At 66.4% G+C, this 14,298-nt stretch carries 16 protein-coding genes; 6 read left to right on the top strand and 10 right to left on the bottom strand.

The window, feature by feature from the left end; genetic code table 11:
- Window position 1 precedes the first annotated feature (1 nt).
- The 7 genes from E8A74_RS24895 to E8A74_RS24870 all read right to left on the bottom strand — a co-directional run bounded on the left by E8A74_RS24895 (window position 2) and on the right by E8A74_RS24870 (window position 3,359).
- Window positions 2-565, bottom strand: coding sequence for a type 1 glutamine amidotransferase domain-containing protein (locus E8A74_RS24895; protein ID WP_136931554.1), 564 nt, complete (start codon window positions 563-565; stop codon window positions 2-4).
- Between the two features lie 74 nt (window positions 566-639).
- A complete protein-coding gene (gene rnk, locus E8A74_RS24890; protein WP_136931553.1) occupies window positions 640-1,059 on the bottom strand; it encodes a nucleoside diphosphate kinase regulator in 420 nt (139 codons plus the stop codon).
- A 33-nt stretch (window positions 1,060-1,092) separates the two neighbouring features.
- Window positions 1,093-1,230, bottom strand: a complete 138-nt coding sequence (locus E8A74_RS52640; RefSeq protein WP_170229346.1) for a hypothetical protein — start codon at window positions 1,228-1,230, stop codon at window positions 1,093-1,095.
- 136 nt (window positions 1,231-1,366) lie between these two features.
- Entirely contained in the window at window positions 1,367-1,582 is a 216-nt protein-coding gene (locus tag E8A74_RS24885) for a hypothetical protein (RefSeq protein ID WP_136931552.1), read from the bottom strand.
- Window positions 1,583-1,722: 140 nt separating this feature from the next.
- Complete coding sequence (locus E8A74_RS24880; RefSeq protein ID WP_232379732.1) at window positions 1,723-2,136, bottom strand: hypothetical protein; 414 nt, start codon at window positions 2,134-2,136, stop codon at window positions 1,723-1,725.
- 345 nt (window positions 2,137-2,481) lie between these two features.
- Window positions 2,482-2,727, bottom strand: a complete 246-nt coding sequence (locus tag E8A74_RS24875; protein ID WP_232379731.1) for a hypothetical protein — start codon at window positions 2,725-2,727, stop codon at window positions 2,482-2,484.
- A gap of 269 nt (window positions 2,728-2,996) precedes the next feature.
- Window positions 2,997-3,359 carry an RNA recognition motif domain-containing protein gene (locus E8A74_RS24870; RefSeq protein WP_420814219.1) on the bottom strand — a complete coding sequence of 121 codons (363 nt, stop codon included), beginning with the start codon at window positions 3,357-3,359 and terminating at the stop codon, window positions 2,997-2,999.
- 439 nt (window positions 3,360-3,798) lie between these two features.
- On the opposite strand from E8A74_RS24870, the gene E8A74_RS24865 reads away from it, so the two are divergent.
- The 4 genes from E8A74_RS24865 (at window position 3,799) to E8A74_RS24850 (ending at window position 8,373) form a co-directional block, all read left to right on the top strand.
- Window positions 3,799-4,428, top strand: coding sequence for a hypothetical protein (locus E8A74_RS24865; protein ID WP_136931550.1), 630 nt, complete (start codon window positions 3,799-3,801; stop codon window positions 4,426-4,428).
- Window positions 4,429-4,463: 35 nt separating this feature from the next.
- Complete coding sequence (locus E8A74_RS24860) at window positions 4,464-5,282, top strand: MYXO-CTERM sorting domain-containing protein (protein ID WP_136931549.1); 819 nt, start codon at window positions 4,464-4,466, stop codon at window positions 5,280-5,282.
- A 172-nt stretch (window positions 5,283-5,454) separates the two neighbouring features.
- Entirely contained in the window at window positions 5,455-7,491 is a 2,037-nt protein-coding gene (locus E8A74_RS24855) for a TolB family protein (RefSeq protein ID WP_136931548.1), read from the top strand.
- 426 nt (window positions 7,492-7,917) lie between these two features.
- Window positions 7,918-8,373: a hypothetical protein gene (locus E8A74_RS24850; RefSeq protein ID WP_136931547.1), complete on the top strand. Its 456-nt coding sequence runs from the start codon at window positions 7,918-7,920 to the stop codon at window positions 8,371-8,373.
- 401 nt (window positions 8,374-8,774) lie between these two features.
- Here the strand turns inward: E8A74_RS24850 and E8A74_RS24845 are convergent, their stop codons facing one another.
- The 3 genes from E8A74_RS24845 to E8A74_RS24835 form a co-directional block, all read right to left on the bottom strand.
- The gene (locus tag E8A74_RS24845) at window positions 8,775-9,974 is read right to left on the bottom strand and encodes an SBBP repeat-containing protein (protein WP_232379734.1); all 1,200 of its coding nucleotides are present in this window, start codon (window positions 9,972-9,974) and stop codon (window positions 8,775-8,777) included.
- Between the two features lie 280 nt (window positions 9,975-10,254).
- Window positions 10,255-11,034: a hypothetical protein gene (locus tag E8A74_RS24840; protein ID WP_136931545.1), complete on the bottom strand. Its 780-nt coding sequence runs from the start codon at window positions 11,032-11,034 to the stop codon at window positions 10,255-10,257.
- Window positions 11,035-11,130: 96 nt separating this feature from the next.
- On the bottom strand, window positions 11,131-12,234 hold the full coding sequence (locus E8A74_RS24835; protein WP_170229345.1) for a Hint domain-containing protein: 1,104 nt from the start codon (window positions 12,232-12,234) through the stop codon (window positions 11,131-11,133).
- Between the two features lie 764 nt (window positions 12,235-12,998).
- Between E8A74_RS24835 and E8A74_RS24830 the strand changes: the two genes are divergently transcribed.
- The gene (locus E8A74_RS24830) at window positions 12,999-13,505 is read left to right on the top strand and encodes a VOC family protein (RefSeq protein ID WP_136931543.1); all 507 of its coding nucleotides are present in this window, start codon (window positions 12,999-13,001) and stop codon (window positions 13,503-13,505) included.
- 73 nt (window positions 13,506-13,578) lie between these two features.
- Window positions 13,579-14,268, top strand: a complete 690-nt coding sequence (locus E8A74_RS24825; RefSeq protein WP_170229340.1) for an HAD family hydrolase — start codon at window positions 13,579-13,581, stop codon at window positions 14,266-14,268.
- Window positions 14,269-14,298 lie beyond the last annotated feature (30 nt).

The following is a 14,298-nucleotide window of genomic DNA, read 5'->3' as shown; positions in this document are numbered from 1 at the left end:
CCTACGCGGCCTTCGCCGCGGTCCGCGCCTTCGCGAACAGCTCGATCATCACCCGGTTGAAGGCGGGGATATCGTCCGGCTTGCGGCTCGTCACGAGCTGGTCGTCGTTCACCACCTCCTGATCGACCCACGACGCGCCCGCATTCACGAGATCCGTCCGCACGGACGGCCACGACGTGACCTGACGACCGCGCACCACGTCTGCCTCCACCAGCATCCAGGGCCCGTGGCAAATGGCCGCGATGGGCATGCCGGTATCGAAAAACGCGCGCACGAACTGAACGGCCGCCGGGTTCATCCGCAGCCTGTCCGGGTTGATCACCCCGCCCGGCAGCAGCAATGCATCGAAGTTCTCCGGCCGGGCATCCGCGAGCGACACGTCCACGCCAAACGAATCCCCCCACTGCTTGAACTTCCACCCGCGCACCTGCCCGCTCCCCGGCGATACGATCGCCGTTTGCGCGCCCGCCGCATCGAGCGCTCGCCGCGGCTCGGTCAGCTCGACCTGCTCGAAGCCATTCTCCACGAGAATCGCCACCCGCATCCCCGTCAGCTCGTTTGCCATGACAGCCTCCGTTCCACGCCCCCGCAAGCAAGGCGTCTGCCACGGGGGAGCTGCAGGCCGAGCCCCTCGGCCCGTCAGAGCTGGAAATCGCCCGCGGCCTCGGGCTGATAGGGGACGGCGAGCACGCAGAGCCGCCGGGGGCCGGACGTCGGCATCGGCCACGTGATGCTCTGCCCCACGGAGAGCCCGAGCAGCGCCGTTCCAATGGGCGAGAGCACGGACACGCGCCCCTCCTCGACGCGCGCGTCCCGCGGATACGTGATCACCACCTCGCGGCGTTTTTGCGTCCCCTCGTCCAGATAAAGCACCCGGCTGTTCATCGTCACCACGTCGGACGGCACGGCGGGCGGCGCGACGAGCTTCGCGCGCGCGAGCTCCCTGTCGAGCGCCTCTGCCGCCGCGCGCGAGGTGCCTTCGAGGTGCAGCTCGACCACCCGGCGAAGGCGTTCGGCATCCTGGGTCGTGATCACGAGGCTCGGAGCGATAGGAAACATGGGGCTTGGACCTCCCGGGGCACGAGATGCGGGTCATTCGTCCGGCGCGTCATCGCCCCCATCGGCGAACACCCCGACGAGCGACCGCAATCCGACGACACAAGATACGAACAGCCCGAGCTTCACGAAAAGCACGAGCTCGGAGCGCGTGAGAATGTACGAAAACCTCATCGTCCCCTCCGGATCGAAAGCGCGGACGAGCGGCATCACGACGCAAATGGAGAACGCCGAGGCACGGGCGAATGCGCATCGCGGACGACGCACGACCCAGGGCCGACGAAATCATCGGCGGATGCGCGCGGCTCGGCTACGGCGCCGCGGCTTCGGACGGAGGGCCCCGCGCCAGATCAGGCGCCCGCGCCTCGGCCCCCGAGCGCATCGGATCGAGCCGATCGGCCGCCTTCACGTGTTTCGCGCGGCTCATGCCACGCCCGAACATCAGCAGGCCTGGATCTGGAGGCTCGTTCACGTCGCAGCCGCTCACGGTTCGCGCAGCGGAGCTTGTCTCCGGGGTGTTCGTCATGGCGGCCGACGCTCGTCCATCACCTTCGGAGACGTAGGCGAGAAAGGCAAGCGTAAAGATTTCGCCGACGTTGTCGACGACCGCGCGGGCCGTGCTCGCGCGGATTCGTGGAGGATGACTGCGGACAGGCTGCCGCGACATCAGCCCATCGGCGGGGCCTTTGCGTTCTCGACGTGCCGATACGTCGCCGTCGCCACATAATGAAGGACCCTGCCGCAATCGCCCAGGCTGCACCGCCCCGCGCACGACTGCTGGCCCTCGAACATCGTCCGGCGCGACGCGAGGGCCGCGAGGATCTCGCTCGTCACGTCGTACCCTCCGTCTCGACACCGTGGCTCGGAGCACGACACCTCGAAGAGGGCGGGCGCCTGCGCGAGGACGACGCGCCGGATGTAGCGGGTCCCGCCCACGCTGCCGCCCCTCGGCGTCTCGTCGATCTCGATCTGGAGATCCGTCAAATCCGGAGCTCGTTCGAGGAGCTTGCCCGCGGCGTCTTCCCGCGCCATCCGCTGGTTCCGACGCTCCGTGCGCTCGAGGTTCTTGCGATAATTCATCGTCCTCCTTGATCGCGGTCACGATCGATCACACGCCACGCTTCTCGACGAGCTCGATCGTGGTTTCCTCGCGTCAGGCCAAGATACGTAAGATACCACAGCCGAAAGCATTTTGCTCACACGATTGTTCCGGACGTAGAGGACTCGGAAGGTTATGGTTCTCCGACCACGTCGAAACCCCGCGCGCCGGCTGCCCTCCTCGAATCGTCGTTGGACGGCAATGCATGGAATGCCAAGGTGGGCGGAAGGCGCTGACGAGCGAGCGCGCAGACGCAAAGGCCCCGAAGAGCCTCGATTCCTTGAATCTCACGGTGGAGGGGCCGCGCGGCGCGACCCCGGCGCCCTTCAACGAGCGATCGGCCGAAGCTGCTTTTTGACCTTCTTGATGAAGGTCTCCGTGCACTTGCCGTGCGTGGCCTCGTGCTCGGCGATCTCGCGCGTCAGCTTGGCCTTCGTGTCATTCGAGACGTGCGCGCTCGCCTGCACCTCGTTCGCGAGGGCGATGCCCGCGAGCGTCGCAGGCCCCTGGGCCTTCGGGGGGGCGGCGGCCTTGTTCGTCGCCCGGTAATGCGAGGGCTTCGTCTTCGTCACGTCACGCAGCCCGCCATCCTCGGACCTTCGCCCGGTCCCGTGGCAGCCCGGGCATCGCGTCTCGTTTCCGAAGGAGTTCGTGATACGGCCGTCGCCGCCGCAAATTCCGCAACTGTCGACCGCCATTCGTACCTCCGCGGCCCTGGGTCGTGGGCCCGGCCCCATCCATCGGGCCCCTCTTTCGAGGGCTGAAACGCACATCGGCGGCGCGTTGCGCGCCAGCTCGTCAGAGCCGCCGCGCCTTCGCGCCGCCGATCACGTTCGATCGATCAGTAGCGGCGACCGCCGCCGCCGCCGCGACCGCCGCCGCCGAAGCCGCCGCCACCACCACCACCGCCGAAGCCGCCGCCGCCCCCGCGCGGGGGACGCTCCTGCGCCTCGTTCACCTTGATCGAGCGCCCGTCGAGCATCAGCCCGTTGAGCTGCGCGATCGCGTTGTTCGCCGCCTGCGCGTTGGCCATGGTCACGAACGCGAAGCCGCGCGGCTGGCCCGTCTCGCGATCGGTGGGCATCGCCACCTCGCGAACATCGCCGGCCGCGGCGAAGGCGCTCTCGAGGGTGGCCTGGGTGGTGCTGAAGGAGAGATTTCCGACGTAGAGACGATTGCCCATGTTGCTTTCGTGGCTTCTCATGAGCGTCCGTGAAGGACGCCCCACGCCAACCGTTTCGAAGAAGCCTCAGGAGGCGAAACGGTGGCGCACCGAAACGCACGAAGACCCATCATGGGAACGTCGTCCGCCGCGGCGCACGTTGCGTCATCCAGTCTTCCGAGCGAGCGTCATTCTTCGGAAGAGGAGCGACGTGCCAAGTGGCCAGGGACGTTTTCGTGTACAGCGCACTTGTACCGCGCTTCGTCACGTTTCGCAAGCGTGCGAGCAGGGAAACGCGTTTGGACCTGTTCAGGACGGCCGCGCCTCACCCCTCCCCTCCACACCGGAGCCCTGCATCGTCTCCGCGGACGAACCCCTTCGGCTCCCGTCCCCGCCTCCACGCCTGCTCGTACTTCCCCCTTGACACCCCTGCGAACAGACGAACTCGTCCCTGACCGCGCGTGCGTGGTACCGTCGTGCCATGCATGACGTCCCTTCCTCCCCCAAGGATCACCTGCGCGCAGCGCGCCGCGCCGTGGCCCTGCTCGTCACCGGCTTTGCCATCGTCGCCTGCGGCGGGAACGCCAACTACCCCGACCGCCCTGACGTCACGACCGCGCAGGCTGCGTGGTGCGACGCCCTCGCCAAGTCCGAGGGCCCGGGCGGCGCCTGGGATCGCATGACCGAGTGCCGCTCGGCCTCCCCCAAGGCCTCCGCGGCGTACATCCGTGTCATGACGAAGTGCTACTTCGAGCGCGTCGAGGAGGCCAAACAGGCCGGGGATCCCGCCGCCGCCGACCGCGCGCTCCTCCTCTCCGAGTGCAACGAAAAGGCCCTCGTCGACCTCCCCATCAGCAGCCCCGGCGTCGACGAGGTCATCGACGCCCGCTGCAACCGCGCGACGCGCTGCGAGAAGGTCGAGTTTGCCGAGTGCAAGGCCGCCATGAAGCGCCTCGAGCCCGCGCAGCAGGCCATGTTCACCACCCGCTACAACGCCGCCGCGCTCCACGACATCGCCAGTTGCCTCGGCGGCGGCTGCGGCGACAACGAGGAGCAGGCCCAGGCCGATTGTTACAAGGGCGCCGAGGACAAGCTCCTCTGGTTCCCCTGATCTCTCGAACCTGAAACCTGATAGGTTGCCCCGCCATGAAATCAGCGCTCACAAACCAGCCACCGCCGCGTCGAGCGGCCCTCCTCCGCGCGCTCTTCGCCGCCCTCGCGCTCGCATTCGTGCTCTTCGCGCCGACCGACGCGCGCGCCGCCGGCACCGTCACCCTCGCCACGCGGGAGCCCGAGGAGGTCAACGGCAAGTGGAAGCTGAACTTCACGATCAACTACGGAGCGAAGCCGGACATCTCGTACATCCCGATGATCTTCAGCTTCACGCCCGTCGTGCTCTACGAGCGCTCGCTCACGGACCAGTCGCCTGAGCGCCCTCTCCTCACGCGGCTCCCGCTGAAGGGCCAGCCGAGCATCAACGAGAGCATGGACGTCGGCTTCTCCGACGCGAGCGGCAAAGTCTTCAACATCACGAAGTTCGACTTCGTGATCCGTCGTGACAAGGGCTTCGAGGCCGGCGAATACGACCTCAAGATCACCCGCCAGACCGACGGCGCCCAGATGGGCCAGACCATCAAGCTGATCCTCAAGGGCGACAACCCCATCGTCGACCGCCGCGCCATGGTCTTCGCGGGCGAAAAGAAGAAGAAGCCCGAAGAGAAAAAGGACGACGCCTCGGCCGAGAAAAAAGACGGCGAGGGCGAGCCTGCCGCCGGCGGCGAGACGCCCGCGGAGCCCGCCGCGACGGGCGAGACGCCCACCGAGGCGCCCCCTGCCGAGCCCCCCAAGCAAGGCGGCTGCGGATGCCGCGTCGCCGGCGTCCCCGCCCCCTCCTCCGGCGCGTCCCTCGCCGCCCTGCTCCTCGGCGCCGCCTTCGTCCTGCGCCGCAGGACCGCCCGCGGCTGAACCCCCCGCCTTCGCCCGAGAGCCCCTTCTTCCGAGCAACGCGGAAACCCGGGCGCATCCCCCTTTCCCGTCGGAAACTTGCCACTTCGCCCTGTAGAGCCTCTCCGCTGGGTGGTATCCTTGGCGCCACTCGCCCGCCAGGTACGGTCGGCGACCCAACGCGGAGAAGGGCATGCGCAGACGCTTCGCATTTCTTGGTTTCGTGAGCACGCTCGGCGTGGCGATGTTCGCCTACGGTTGCGGCGCCACCGGCGGAAACAGCAGCTCGGGCGGCGACGGTGGCGACGCTGGTGATTGGAGCAGCGGCAACGCACAGGGCGGACAGGGCGGCGACGGCGGCTGCTTGTTCAACTGCGGCTCGGGCGGCAATGGGGGCACGCCGAACGTCCAGCAGCTCATCATCGCGCCCCTGAACCCCACGCTGAACGTCGTCGACCTCAACAAGCCGACGCAGGTCTTCACGGTGAAGACCCAGGACGGCCAAGACGTGACGAACCAGGTCACGTGGGTCTACGAGCGGCCGGACATCGGTGACATCACCAGCGCCACCTTCGTGCCGACCGGCAACGTCGGCGGCACCGGCGTCCTCACGGCGAAGCTCAACATGGCCGAGGCGAGCACCAACGTCACGGTCAACGTCAAGAAGAACATCAACACCGCGGGCCTCGATCCTGCGCAGATGGCGGCCTTCGACACCCCCATCGGCCCCGACCCGGGCATGCAGATCGTCTACCCGTACCACGACACCGTCTTCCCGCTCGGCGTCCTCGCGCCCGAGGTCCAGTGGAACGGCGTCGGCGGCACCGAGACCTACCGCCTCAAGATCACCGAGAAGCACATGGAGTACGTCACGTACTTCCAGACGGGCGCACCGGCGCGGCATCTGATGAACCAGGCGGACTGGGAGTCCATCGGCGCCTCCGGCACGGGCGCGCAGAGCGACCCGATCATGGTGCAGCTCTCGCGCCTCGCGCCCGGCGGCGGCGCGTATGCGCCCACGAGCCAGGTCTGGCACGTCGCGCAGGGCCGCGTCCGCGGCGCCGTGTACTACTGGGAGCTGCCCGGCGTCTGCGGCGGCAACTCGAACGGCCGCATCCTCAAGATCAAGCCCGACTCCGCCACGCCCGAGGAGTTCTTCAACCCCGGCGGCTGCTGGGGCTGCCACACGGTCAGCCGCGACGGCAAGACCATGATGGCCACGCTCGACGGCAGCCTGCCCTTCCCGCAGATCACGATCGACCTCACGCAGGCCCCCGCCCAGTACGGCGCGATCCCGCCCGGCTCCGGCATCGGCGGCACCTTCAGCGCCTTCAACCACTCGAGCGACAAGATCCTCGTCAGCAACGACGCGGCCTCGAACCCGAGCAACTCCATCCTGCGGATCGTCAACGCCGCGGGCGGCGGCGTCCTCAACGCGAACGTCATGGGCAACGGCTGCGGCGAGCCTGCGTGGTCGCCCGACGGCAACAAGGTCGCGGCCATCTGCGGCCTCGGCGGCGGCGGCTGGGTCTTCGACGCGTCGAGCGGGTACCTCGCCACCGGCGACGTCGCGGCCGACGGCATCACGGTCGGCAACGTCCATCCCATCGTCCAGCAGGCCGGCAGCCCGGGCCGCCCGGCGTACCCGAGCTTCACCTCCGACAGCCAGTACATCGCGTTCGGCCGCCCCACGCAGGGCTCGCGCTCGACGGGCAACGGCGACCTCTGGCTCGTCAAGAACGACGGCGGCGAGCTGAAGAAGCTCGCCATCGCCTCCAGCGACAACAAGAGCTTTAACCCCGTCTTCGCGCCCCAGCGCGCCGGCGGGTATTACTGGCTCGTCTTCGTCTCGCGCCGCGACTACGGCAACACGCTGGTCAGCACGAACCGCCAGCAGCTCTGGATGACGGCAATCGACGACCCGCCGACGGCCGGGGATCCCTCGCATCCGCCCTTCTACATGCGCGGCCAGGAGGGCTGCGGCCTCTCCGAAAACGCGTACATGGCGCAGGAGCCCTGCAAGGAGCAGGGCCAGGGCTGCGTCACGGGCGCCGATTGCTGCGGCGGCCAGTGCGTCAAGGACCCGGCGAGCGGCGCGTACATCTGCGGCGAGCCCCCGCCCCCAGGCTCCTGCTCCGAGACCGGCAACGCCTGCACCACGAAGGCCGACTGCTGCAACCCGGTCGACGAGTGCATCGACGGCTTCTGCGCGCAAAAACCGCCGAAGTGAGCCGGGGCGCGGAGCTGGGGCGTTGCCCCAGACCCGAGGAGGGGGCTCTCCGCCCCCTCCACCCCGGACCAGCCAGGGGCTGGACCCAAGCTCGATGAACTGCGCGATGCGCAGTTCATCGAACAGGCCCGGTCAAGACCGGCAACGACCCTGCCACCCAAAACAGCCGCGCTGCTGGTTCTGCCGGCAATCCGGCTTTTCGTCGACCCGTTTGAAAAACTGCGCACCGCGCAGTTTTTCAACCCTGGGTCCAGCGCCTCGCTGGTCCGGGGTCGAGGGGGCGGACAGCCCCCCGCGGGGACCGGGGCAGCGCCCCGGCGCGGCGTGTCACGGTGCTGCGCATCGCGCGCGCCTGTTGCACCGGCTGTGCCCGTTTCGTCCTGGCGCGACCATTGCTTCTTCATGGGGACAGAGGGAGGGATCCCCATGAAAACAATGGCGATGGGTATGGCAATGGCGGCGGCAGGGCTGGTTGCGACGTCGGTGAACGCCCAGCCGCGTCCTTTGCCTCTGGGACCTGATGGAAGTGGGAGCGCGACGGGCATCGCGATCGGCGCCAAGCCGGCGTCGGAGCTCCTGGAGGGCTGCGCGGGCTTCGTGGGGGAGGAGGCCAATTTCGAGGTGCAAGTGGATACGGAGCGGCCGTCCCTGCGACTGCGGATCGAATCACCGCCGCCCTCCGACGCGGTGCTGGTCGTTCAGCTCCCCGATGGGTCGTACCGTTGCAACGACGACGCCAGCCCGCAGGATTTCCAGTCGCAGCTCGACATCGAGAACCCGGCCCTCGGCACGTACCGCGTGTGGATCGGCACGTTCACCAACCCGAGCTTCACGCTTTCCGTATCCTCCCCGCCGCGCGAAACGCCACCCCCCGAATCCTGATTCTCCCTGCCATGCTCGGCCCCTGAAAGGAAATGGCCCCGGCGCTGTCTCGGCGCTGGGGCCGGGGCCACGCCCTGTCGACAGCACGTCGACGGGGTCGCCTTCAGCCCCGACGTCCGATCGAGCAGGCACGGGGAGCAAGGCCATCCCGTCCATGCCCTGTCGACAGCTCCTCGGGGGGACCTGGCCCTCCCCCTTGCTTCACGAAGGGCCTTCGGGGAGGTCCTCATCATGAGCGATGTAGAAGACGCACTCGCTCTCGCAGCCCTCACGGCCAGCGCGATCCGGTCGGCTCTTCGGCGGCAGGCTACGTGAAGACGCGCCATTCCTCCGTTCGTTTCCACCAGAATTAGGCGGGGACCACGGCGGGAGGTGTGCTCCACTGCTAAATAGTGACTTCACTACCGGGGGACATCGAGCCATCCGTCGACGTGCAGCAGGAACATGTCTCTCCCCCCCAGCGGCTCCTGCCCAGCGCCGATAGCTCCGACCGTGTAACCACCGAGCACCACGTTGCCACACGCGTCGACAACCATGGCGGAAACATTGTCCTCGGCGGGGGTACCACCTTGCCAAACTGCTTCGAGATTCCCATTCGGATCGAAGCGAAGCGCGAATAGATCTTCAGCTCCCTGGATCTGGTAACCTTCAAATGAGCCCAAGGTAACTCCAGACACATAGATACGACCTTGAGCGTCAAAGCCGACGGAGGTAGGCCAGTCGGACTCCGAGGTGCCAACCTGTGCGATCCAGGCAATGCCACCGTCGGTCTTATCGATCTTTGCCAGGATCACGTCCTGCTGCCCGAAGGTCTTCTGTCCGAGCTTCAGGAACGTCGCACCGACGGCATAGAGTTCCTTCGTCGGCGAGATACCGACGGCAGTCATTTGATCCACAGAGATCGTCGATAGCATCAACCGCCACTCGACCGTGGAATCCAGGTTCATTCGCTCCACGAACGTACCCTTGGGCGAACCACCTTTCACGGACCCCACAAAGAAGGCCCCGATCCCGTCCGAAGCAACATCGAGCAAATAATCGGAGTAGATGGAGTCGCTATAGAATACGCTCGAACTCTCCACGTTGCCCTCTTCGGCCACATGGAAGCTGCCCATCAGCGAGTTTTCCCAGTCCAGCACCGCGTTCTGCTTGACAAAAATATCATCATACCCGGCCACCACCATGGTGTGGTCGTCGACAAACGCCGCGCGACGCGGGTGCTGGGGCCTCTCCGTACCGGTCTGATAAGCAGAAATAACATCACCATGAATCGAATCATGAACGACGACGGCGATGTCTTGCTGTCCGTTATTGACGAATCCCGGCATATCGGACGTCGTTCTGCCCAACGTAACGACCGCACCGCTCGACGGATGAAGCACGACACTCTCGCCCGTGTCCGTTCCCGCAGTGTCGACATGGCGCACCCATGCAGCGTTGCCCGACGCATCCAGCCTGGCGGTCACCATCCTCGCGTTGCCCGCTGGCATGATGTTGGTGACCCCAACGAGTCCCGCCTCGTATCCGGTGTAGTAGATGCTTGCGTCCGGACCCAGCGCCATCCCACTGAGTTCGTCGTCCAGGGCCGTGCCCATTTGCATCACGCCGCCCCATTTTATGCAAGGCGCGACCTCGTCTCCGCCGCTTCCTGAGGCCCCTCCAATCCCACCAGCTCCGCCTTGGTCGCCTCCGCCTTGGCCGCCTCCGCCTTCTGCGCCCCCGCCCGTGGTGGCAGCCGTCGAAGAACCGTCCGGATTGTTCTGCGTGGGCGCAGAGGCACAGCCTGTCCCTCCCAGATACACCCACACGAACAGCGCAAGGAGGGCGCTACGCATCGTTCCATCGCGCGATCTGGCGAAAATCATGGTTCGTTTCGCTCGGTCAAGGAGTGATTGCATTCGCGAGTTCACGCTGCTTTCGAGCGGGGATCGCGGTCGACAGGTATTCCACGAGCTGAGCAACCTTCGTCCCCCGCGCCTTGTCGACCAGGCCCGCCGCACGCTCGGGGGCGAACTCGTACAGAAGCGAGTAAAGCTCCATCTTGTTGCCGGATATCGATATTCGCATATCCATGCCCATACCATCCGGATAATTGTCAGCCAGAATCATCGCCTCGATCGTGGACAGAACCTCCTCTCGGCTGGGATTTTCCGCCCAAGCAACGGCGTCCCGAAGGAAATCGATTTCCATCAGACGCTTGGTATTGCCCTGCACCGTCTCGTGGATCTCCGGGGGGTGCAGCAGGTCCTTGCGCACCTTGTCGAGCATCCATTCGTCCGCGAGGAGTTCATGGTATTGCTCGCGTTCGATGGGATCGAGCAAGACGTGCTGCCGGAAGTAGTATATCTCGGCCAGCGCGGGGTCCTCTCGAACGACCTTCTCGACGAACTTGGGCGCCTCTTCGTCCTCCTCCGCGCGTTCCTCGACGATCTCGATGGCTTGCTTCACATGCGGCAACCGGGGTGGCGAGGCGGACTTCCTGGGACCGACGTCAACCCGAGCGTCCTTCTCCCTTGGCTTCTGCACTTCCTGCTCGACCGCCTCCACCGAGACCAGCGCCGGCGTCTGCCAAGGCCGAAGCGCAGCCATGAGACCGAGGGTCCCTACGCCCACAAGGACGACCAAGCGTCCGACCCATCGATTCGGTTCTTTTTTCTGCACGGTCGTTGCTCCTTACAAACCAAATGGAACCGATGCGCCGACCCGACCCGCGACCCCAGAGCGGAGTGAACGCGGGTCGGGCACGATGCGCGCACATCACTGCGGAATGACTTCCGCGGGCAACGACCGGAACATGATCACGCGGTTGATGTAGTCGACGTCCTCGTTCTGGAACGCGGACGAACCCACCAGATAGTTTTCGGCGACCAGCACATGCGTGATGCGCTCGCTCGTGGCGGGCTTGAGGTTGTACACCTTGCCGAAGTGCGTGGTGCGCGTGACCTTCGCGATGGGGTCGAGCTTCCCCTGCGCCGTCACGAGCTCGTCTCCCACCTTCAACGTCTTTGCCTGGACGATCCTGCCGTCGCTCTGAATGATGGGATGCTCGTCCGTGACGCGAAGCAGACCCCCCGAGGCCATCTCGATCTCGAAGATCACGTGCTCGGTGTCATAGAGCTCCGTCGTGTATGTCGCCACCTTGTTCGGCACGAGCTTGAAGTCGTCCAGCGTGGATCCTGCCGCGACCGTCATCACCTCCGGCATCAGCGAATCGATCGCTTCGCGAATCGCAACGTCTCCCTTCGGCATCCGAACCTTCTGCTCGGGCGTGTAGCAACTGGACGTACAATATCCGTTGACATAGAAGTCCGTGCGCACAGACCCCCCATTCCTCGTCGTGTAGAGGTTGCAGTCCGTCGTGCTGAGGTGCTCGTGCGGGAAGAGGGGTGAACCGAACTCCGGCGACGCATTCGTGCCGAAGGTGGGGTACATGGGCCTCGCGATAGCCTTGGTAGCGGGGCGTGTCCACTTCTGGAACCCGTACACGTCGAGGCTCGTGGAGGGCAGGCCATTCTGCCATTGCTTGCTCACATAGGTGTCGTTGATCTGATATTCGACACCTACCGAGGTATACGTTCTCAGGCTCCAGAAATTCGTGCTGCTGAAATCCTCGTAAAACTCGATGAGACTCTGGCCGTTGACCGAGAGGTAGCCCAGATCCTCTCGCTTGGCCGGATTGGCAGGCATGGGGCTACCAACGTTCTTGGTCAGGCCGCAATAACGAGCCCATTCAAGGCGTGCGCGAGCCTGAGCCGGATCCAGCAGGTCGTTGTTGCAACGCACGTTGATGTCCTGCGCCCCGGCGACCTGCGCCTGGAACAACCACCCAACCACCAACGCTGCTGTCGTGATCTTTTTCATGATGCAACCCCACGTCATACAAGGAGACATTCCACGCCACGTGCAGGGGCCGATGAGCCCGCTTCACTCTGTGCATCAAACCATAAGCATTGCGCGTGCCAGCCTCTCGATCGACCGGTTTGCCGCACGAATCGTTCCCCACTCCTTTCGCGCCTGTATAGATCTGCGCATTCTCTGGATACTTTTGCGCAACCTGCGCAAACCGTCGCTCCACAGGTCCACCATCAACCTCTTGACGCCCTCGCCGCCCCCCCATCGGGACGACGTCCTCCGCCTCCCTCCACTCGGTTTGAAGGAACTCCGGGTGGGGCGATCGGGTCGGTTGGGCAACTGTGCCCAGTACCCGTCGACGGAGTCCCCATCACCCCCGCGCCCTGTCGACAGCACGTCGAGGTAGTCGCCTTCACCCCCGCGCCCTGTCGACAGCACGTCAAGGTGGTCCCCTTCACTCCCGTGCCCCATCGACAGCACGTCGACGGGGTCACCTTCACCCCCGCGCCCCGTCGACAGCACATCGAGGTGGTCCCCTTCCTCCCCCATGCCCTGTCGACAGCGCATCGACGGAGTCGCCTTGCCCCCGACGTCCGATCGAGCAGGCACGGGGAGCAAGGCCTTCCCGTCCATGCCCTGTCGACAGCTCCTCGGGGGGATGCCCTTGCCTTCCCACGCCGTATGTCCACGAGGGCCCAGCCTCGGGACCCCACGAAACCGAGGGGACCTGGCCCTCCCCTTGCTTCACGAAGGGCTTCGGGGAGGTCCTCATCATGAGCGATGTAGAAGAGAGCCCCTTCGCGGGCCGCATCCACGGAATCGATCACCTCACGTTGCCCGTCGGGGATCTCGCCGTCGCCGAGCGTTTTTACGTCGGCCTCCTCGGCGCGAAGGTCCTCATGCGCGTCACGCCCGAGCTCCTCGCCTCGCTCGGCCGCAGCGACGACGTCGCGCGCAGCACGCACATCACGGTCGAGCTCGGCACGGCGCGCATCGACCTCTTCCCGCAAGGCCACGGATGGCCCTCCCCCACGCAGGACCACCCCCACCTCGCGTTCGCCGTCGCGCCCGAGGACATCGTCCCGATGAAGAACGCCCTCGAAGCGAACGGCGTGGCCACCGAGGGGCCACGAAGGCTCGGCCCGCCCGGACATGCGTCCCTTTATTTCTACGACCCCTTCGGCAATCACCTCGAGCTCACCTGCAGGGGCTTCACGGGCGAGCTCCCGATCGGCGCCCCCGACCTGCACGAGCTCGCGCGGCGCGCCGGCCGCGCCTGAGACGCGCGCCTCCCCGATCGACCGGCCGCACGCCGCGGGGAGCACGATCCGTCCGCTCTGCCATACTCCGCCCGTGCACCCCACCATCCTCCTCTTCGACATCGACGGCACGCTCATCGACACGGGCGGCGCGGGCCGTCGCTCCATGGACCGCGCCTTCGCGTGTGTCACCGGCCGGGCTGATGCGTGCGCGCACTTCTCCTTCGACGGCATGACCGACCGCGCCATCGTCCGCCGCGGCCTCGACGCCGTCGGCGCGAGCGTCGACGACACGGCGATCGATCGTGTCCTCGCCGCCTACCTCGAAGCCCTCGTCGCCGAGGTCGCCGCCTCCACCGGGTACATCACCCACCCCGGCATCAACCGCGTCCTCGATCACGCCGCCGATCGTCCCCACATCGCGCTCGGCCTCGGCACCGGCAATGTGCGGGACGGCGCCCGGATCAAGCTCGATCGCGCGAGCCTCTTCGATCGGTTCTCCTTCGGCGGCTTCGGCTGCGACCACGAGGACCGCGCGGCCTTGCTCGACGCGGGCGCCCGGCGCGGCGCCGAGCGGCTCGGCAAGGACCGGGACGATTGCCGCGTCGTCATCATCGGCGACACGCCCAAGGACATCGCGGCGGCCCGCGCCATCGGCGCCGAGTCGCTCGCGGTCGCGACGGGCAGGTTCGTCCCGGAAGCACTGCGCGAGGCCGGCGCCACGTTCGTCTGCGACAATCTTCTTTCGCCCGGCGCCTTCGCAATGCTCTTCCCGGACGCCTAGGTTCCGGACTATACCGGGCAGAACCTAGGA

Origin of the sequence: Polyangium fumosum, assembly GCF_005144585.1 — a bacterium.
Lineage (GTDB): Bacteria > Myxococcota_A > Polyangia > Polyangiales > Polyangiaceae > Polyangium > Polyangium fumosum.
Note: the sequence above shows the minus strand (reverse complement) of the source record. Positions and strands in the feature narration are given on the sequence as shown.

Excerpts from the sequence above, each read along its gene's own strand:
- E8A74_RS24895 (WP_136931554.1), bottom strand. The coding sequence starts at position 565 with ATGGCAAACGAGCTGACGGGGATGCGGGTGGCGATTCTCGTGGAGAAT.
- rnk (WP_136931553.1), bottom strand. The coding sequence starts at position 1,059 with ATGTTTCCTATCGCTCCGAGCCTCGTGATCACGACCCAGGATGCCGAA.
- E8A74_RS52640 (WP_170229346.1), bottom strand. The coding sequence starts at position 1,230 with ATGAGGTTTTCGTACATTCTCACGCGCTCCGAGCTCGTGCTTTTCGTG.
- E8A74_RS24885 (WP_136931552.1), bottom strand. The coding sequence starts at position 1,582 with ATGACGAACACCCCGGAGACAAGCTCCGCTGCGCGAACCGTGAGCGGC.
- E8A74_RS24880 (WP_232379732.1), bottom strand. The coding sequence starts at position 2,136 with ATGAATTATCGCAAGAACCTCGAGCGCACGGAGCGTCGGAACCAGCGG.
- E8A74_RS24870 (WP_420814219.1), bottom strand. The coding sequence starts at position 3,359 with ATGAGAAGCCACGAAAGCAACATGGGCAATCGTCTCTACGTCGGAAAT.
- E8A74_RS24865 (WP_136931550.1), top strand. The coding sequence starts at position 3,799 with ATGCATGACGTCCCTTCCTCCCCCAAGGATCACCTGCGCGCAGCGCGC.
- E8A74_RS24860 (WP_136931549.1), top strand. The coding sequence starts at position 4,464 with ATGAAATCAGCGCTCACAAACCAGCCACCGCCGCGTCGAGCGGCCCTC.
- E8A74_RS24855 (WP_136931548.1), top strand. The coding sequence starts at position 5,455 with ATGCGCAGACGCTTCGCATTTCTTGGTTTCGTGAGCACGCTCGGCGTG.
- E8A74_RS24850 (WP_136931547.1), top strand. The coding sequence starts at position 7,918 with ATGAAAACAATGGCGATGGGTATGGCAATGGCGGCGGCAGGGCTGGTT.
- E8A74_RS24845 (WP_232379734.1), bottom strand. The coding sequence starts at position 9,974 with ATGCAAATGGGCACGGCCCTGGACGACGAACTCAGTGGGATGGCGCTG.
- E8A74_RS24835 (WP_170229345.1), bottom strand. The coding sequence starts at position 12,234 with ATGAAAAAGATCACGACAGCAGCGTTGGTGGTTGGGTGGTTGTTCCAG.
- E8A74_RS24830 (WP_136931543.1), top strand. The coding sequence starts at position 12,999 with ATGAGCGATGTAGAAGAGAGCCCCTTCGCGGGCCGCATCCACGGAATC.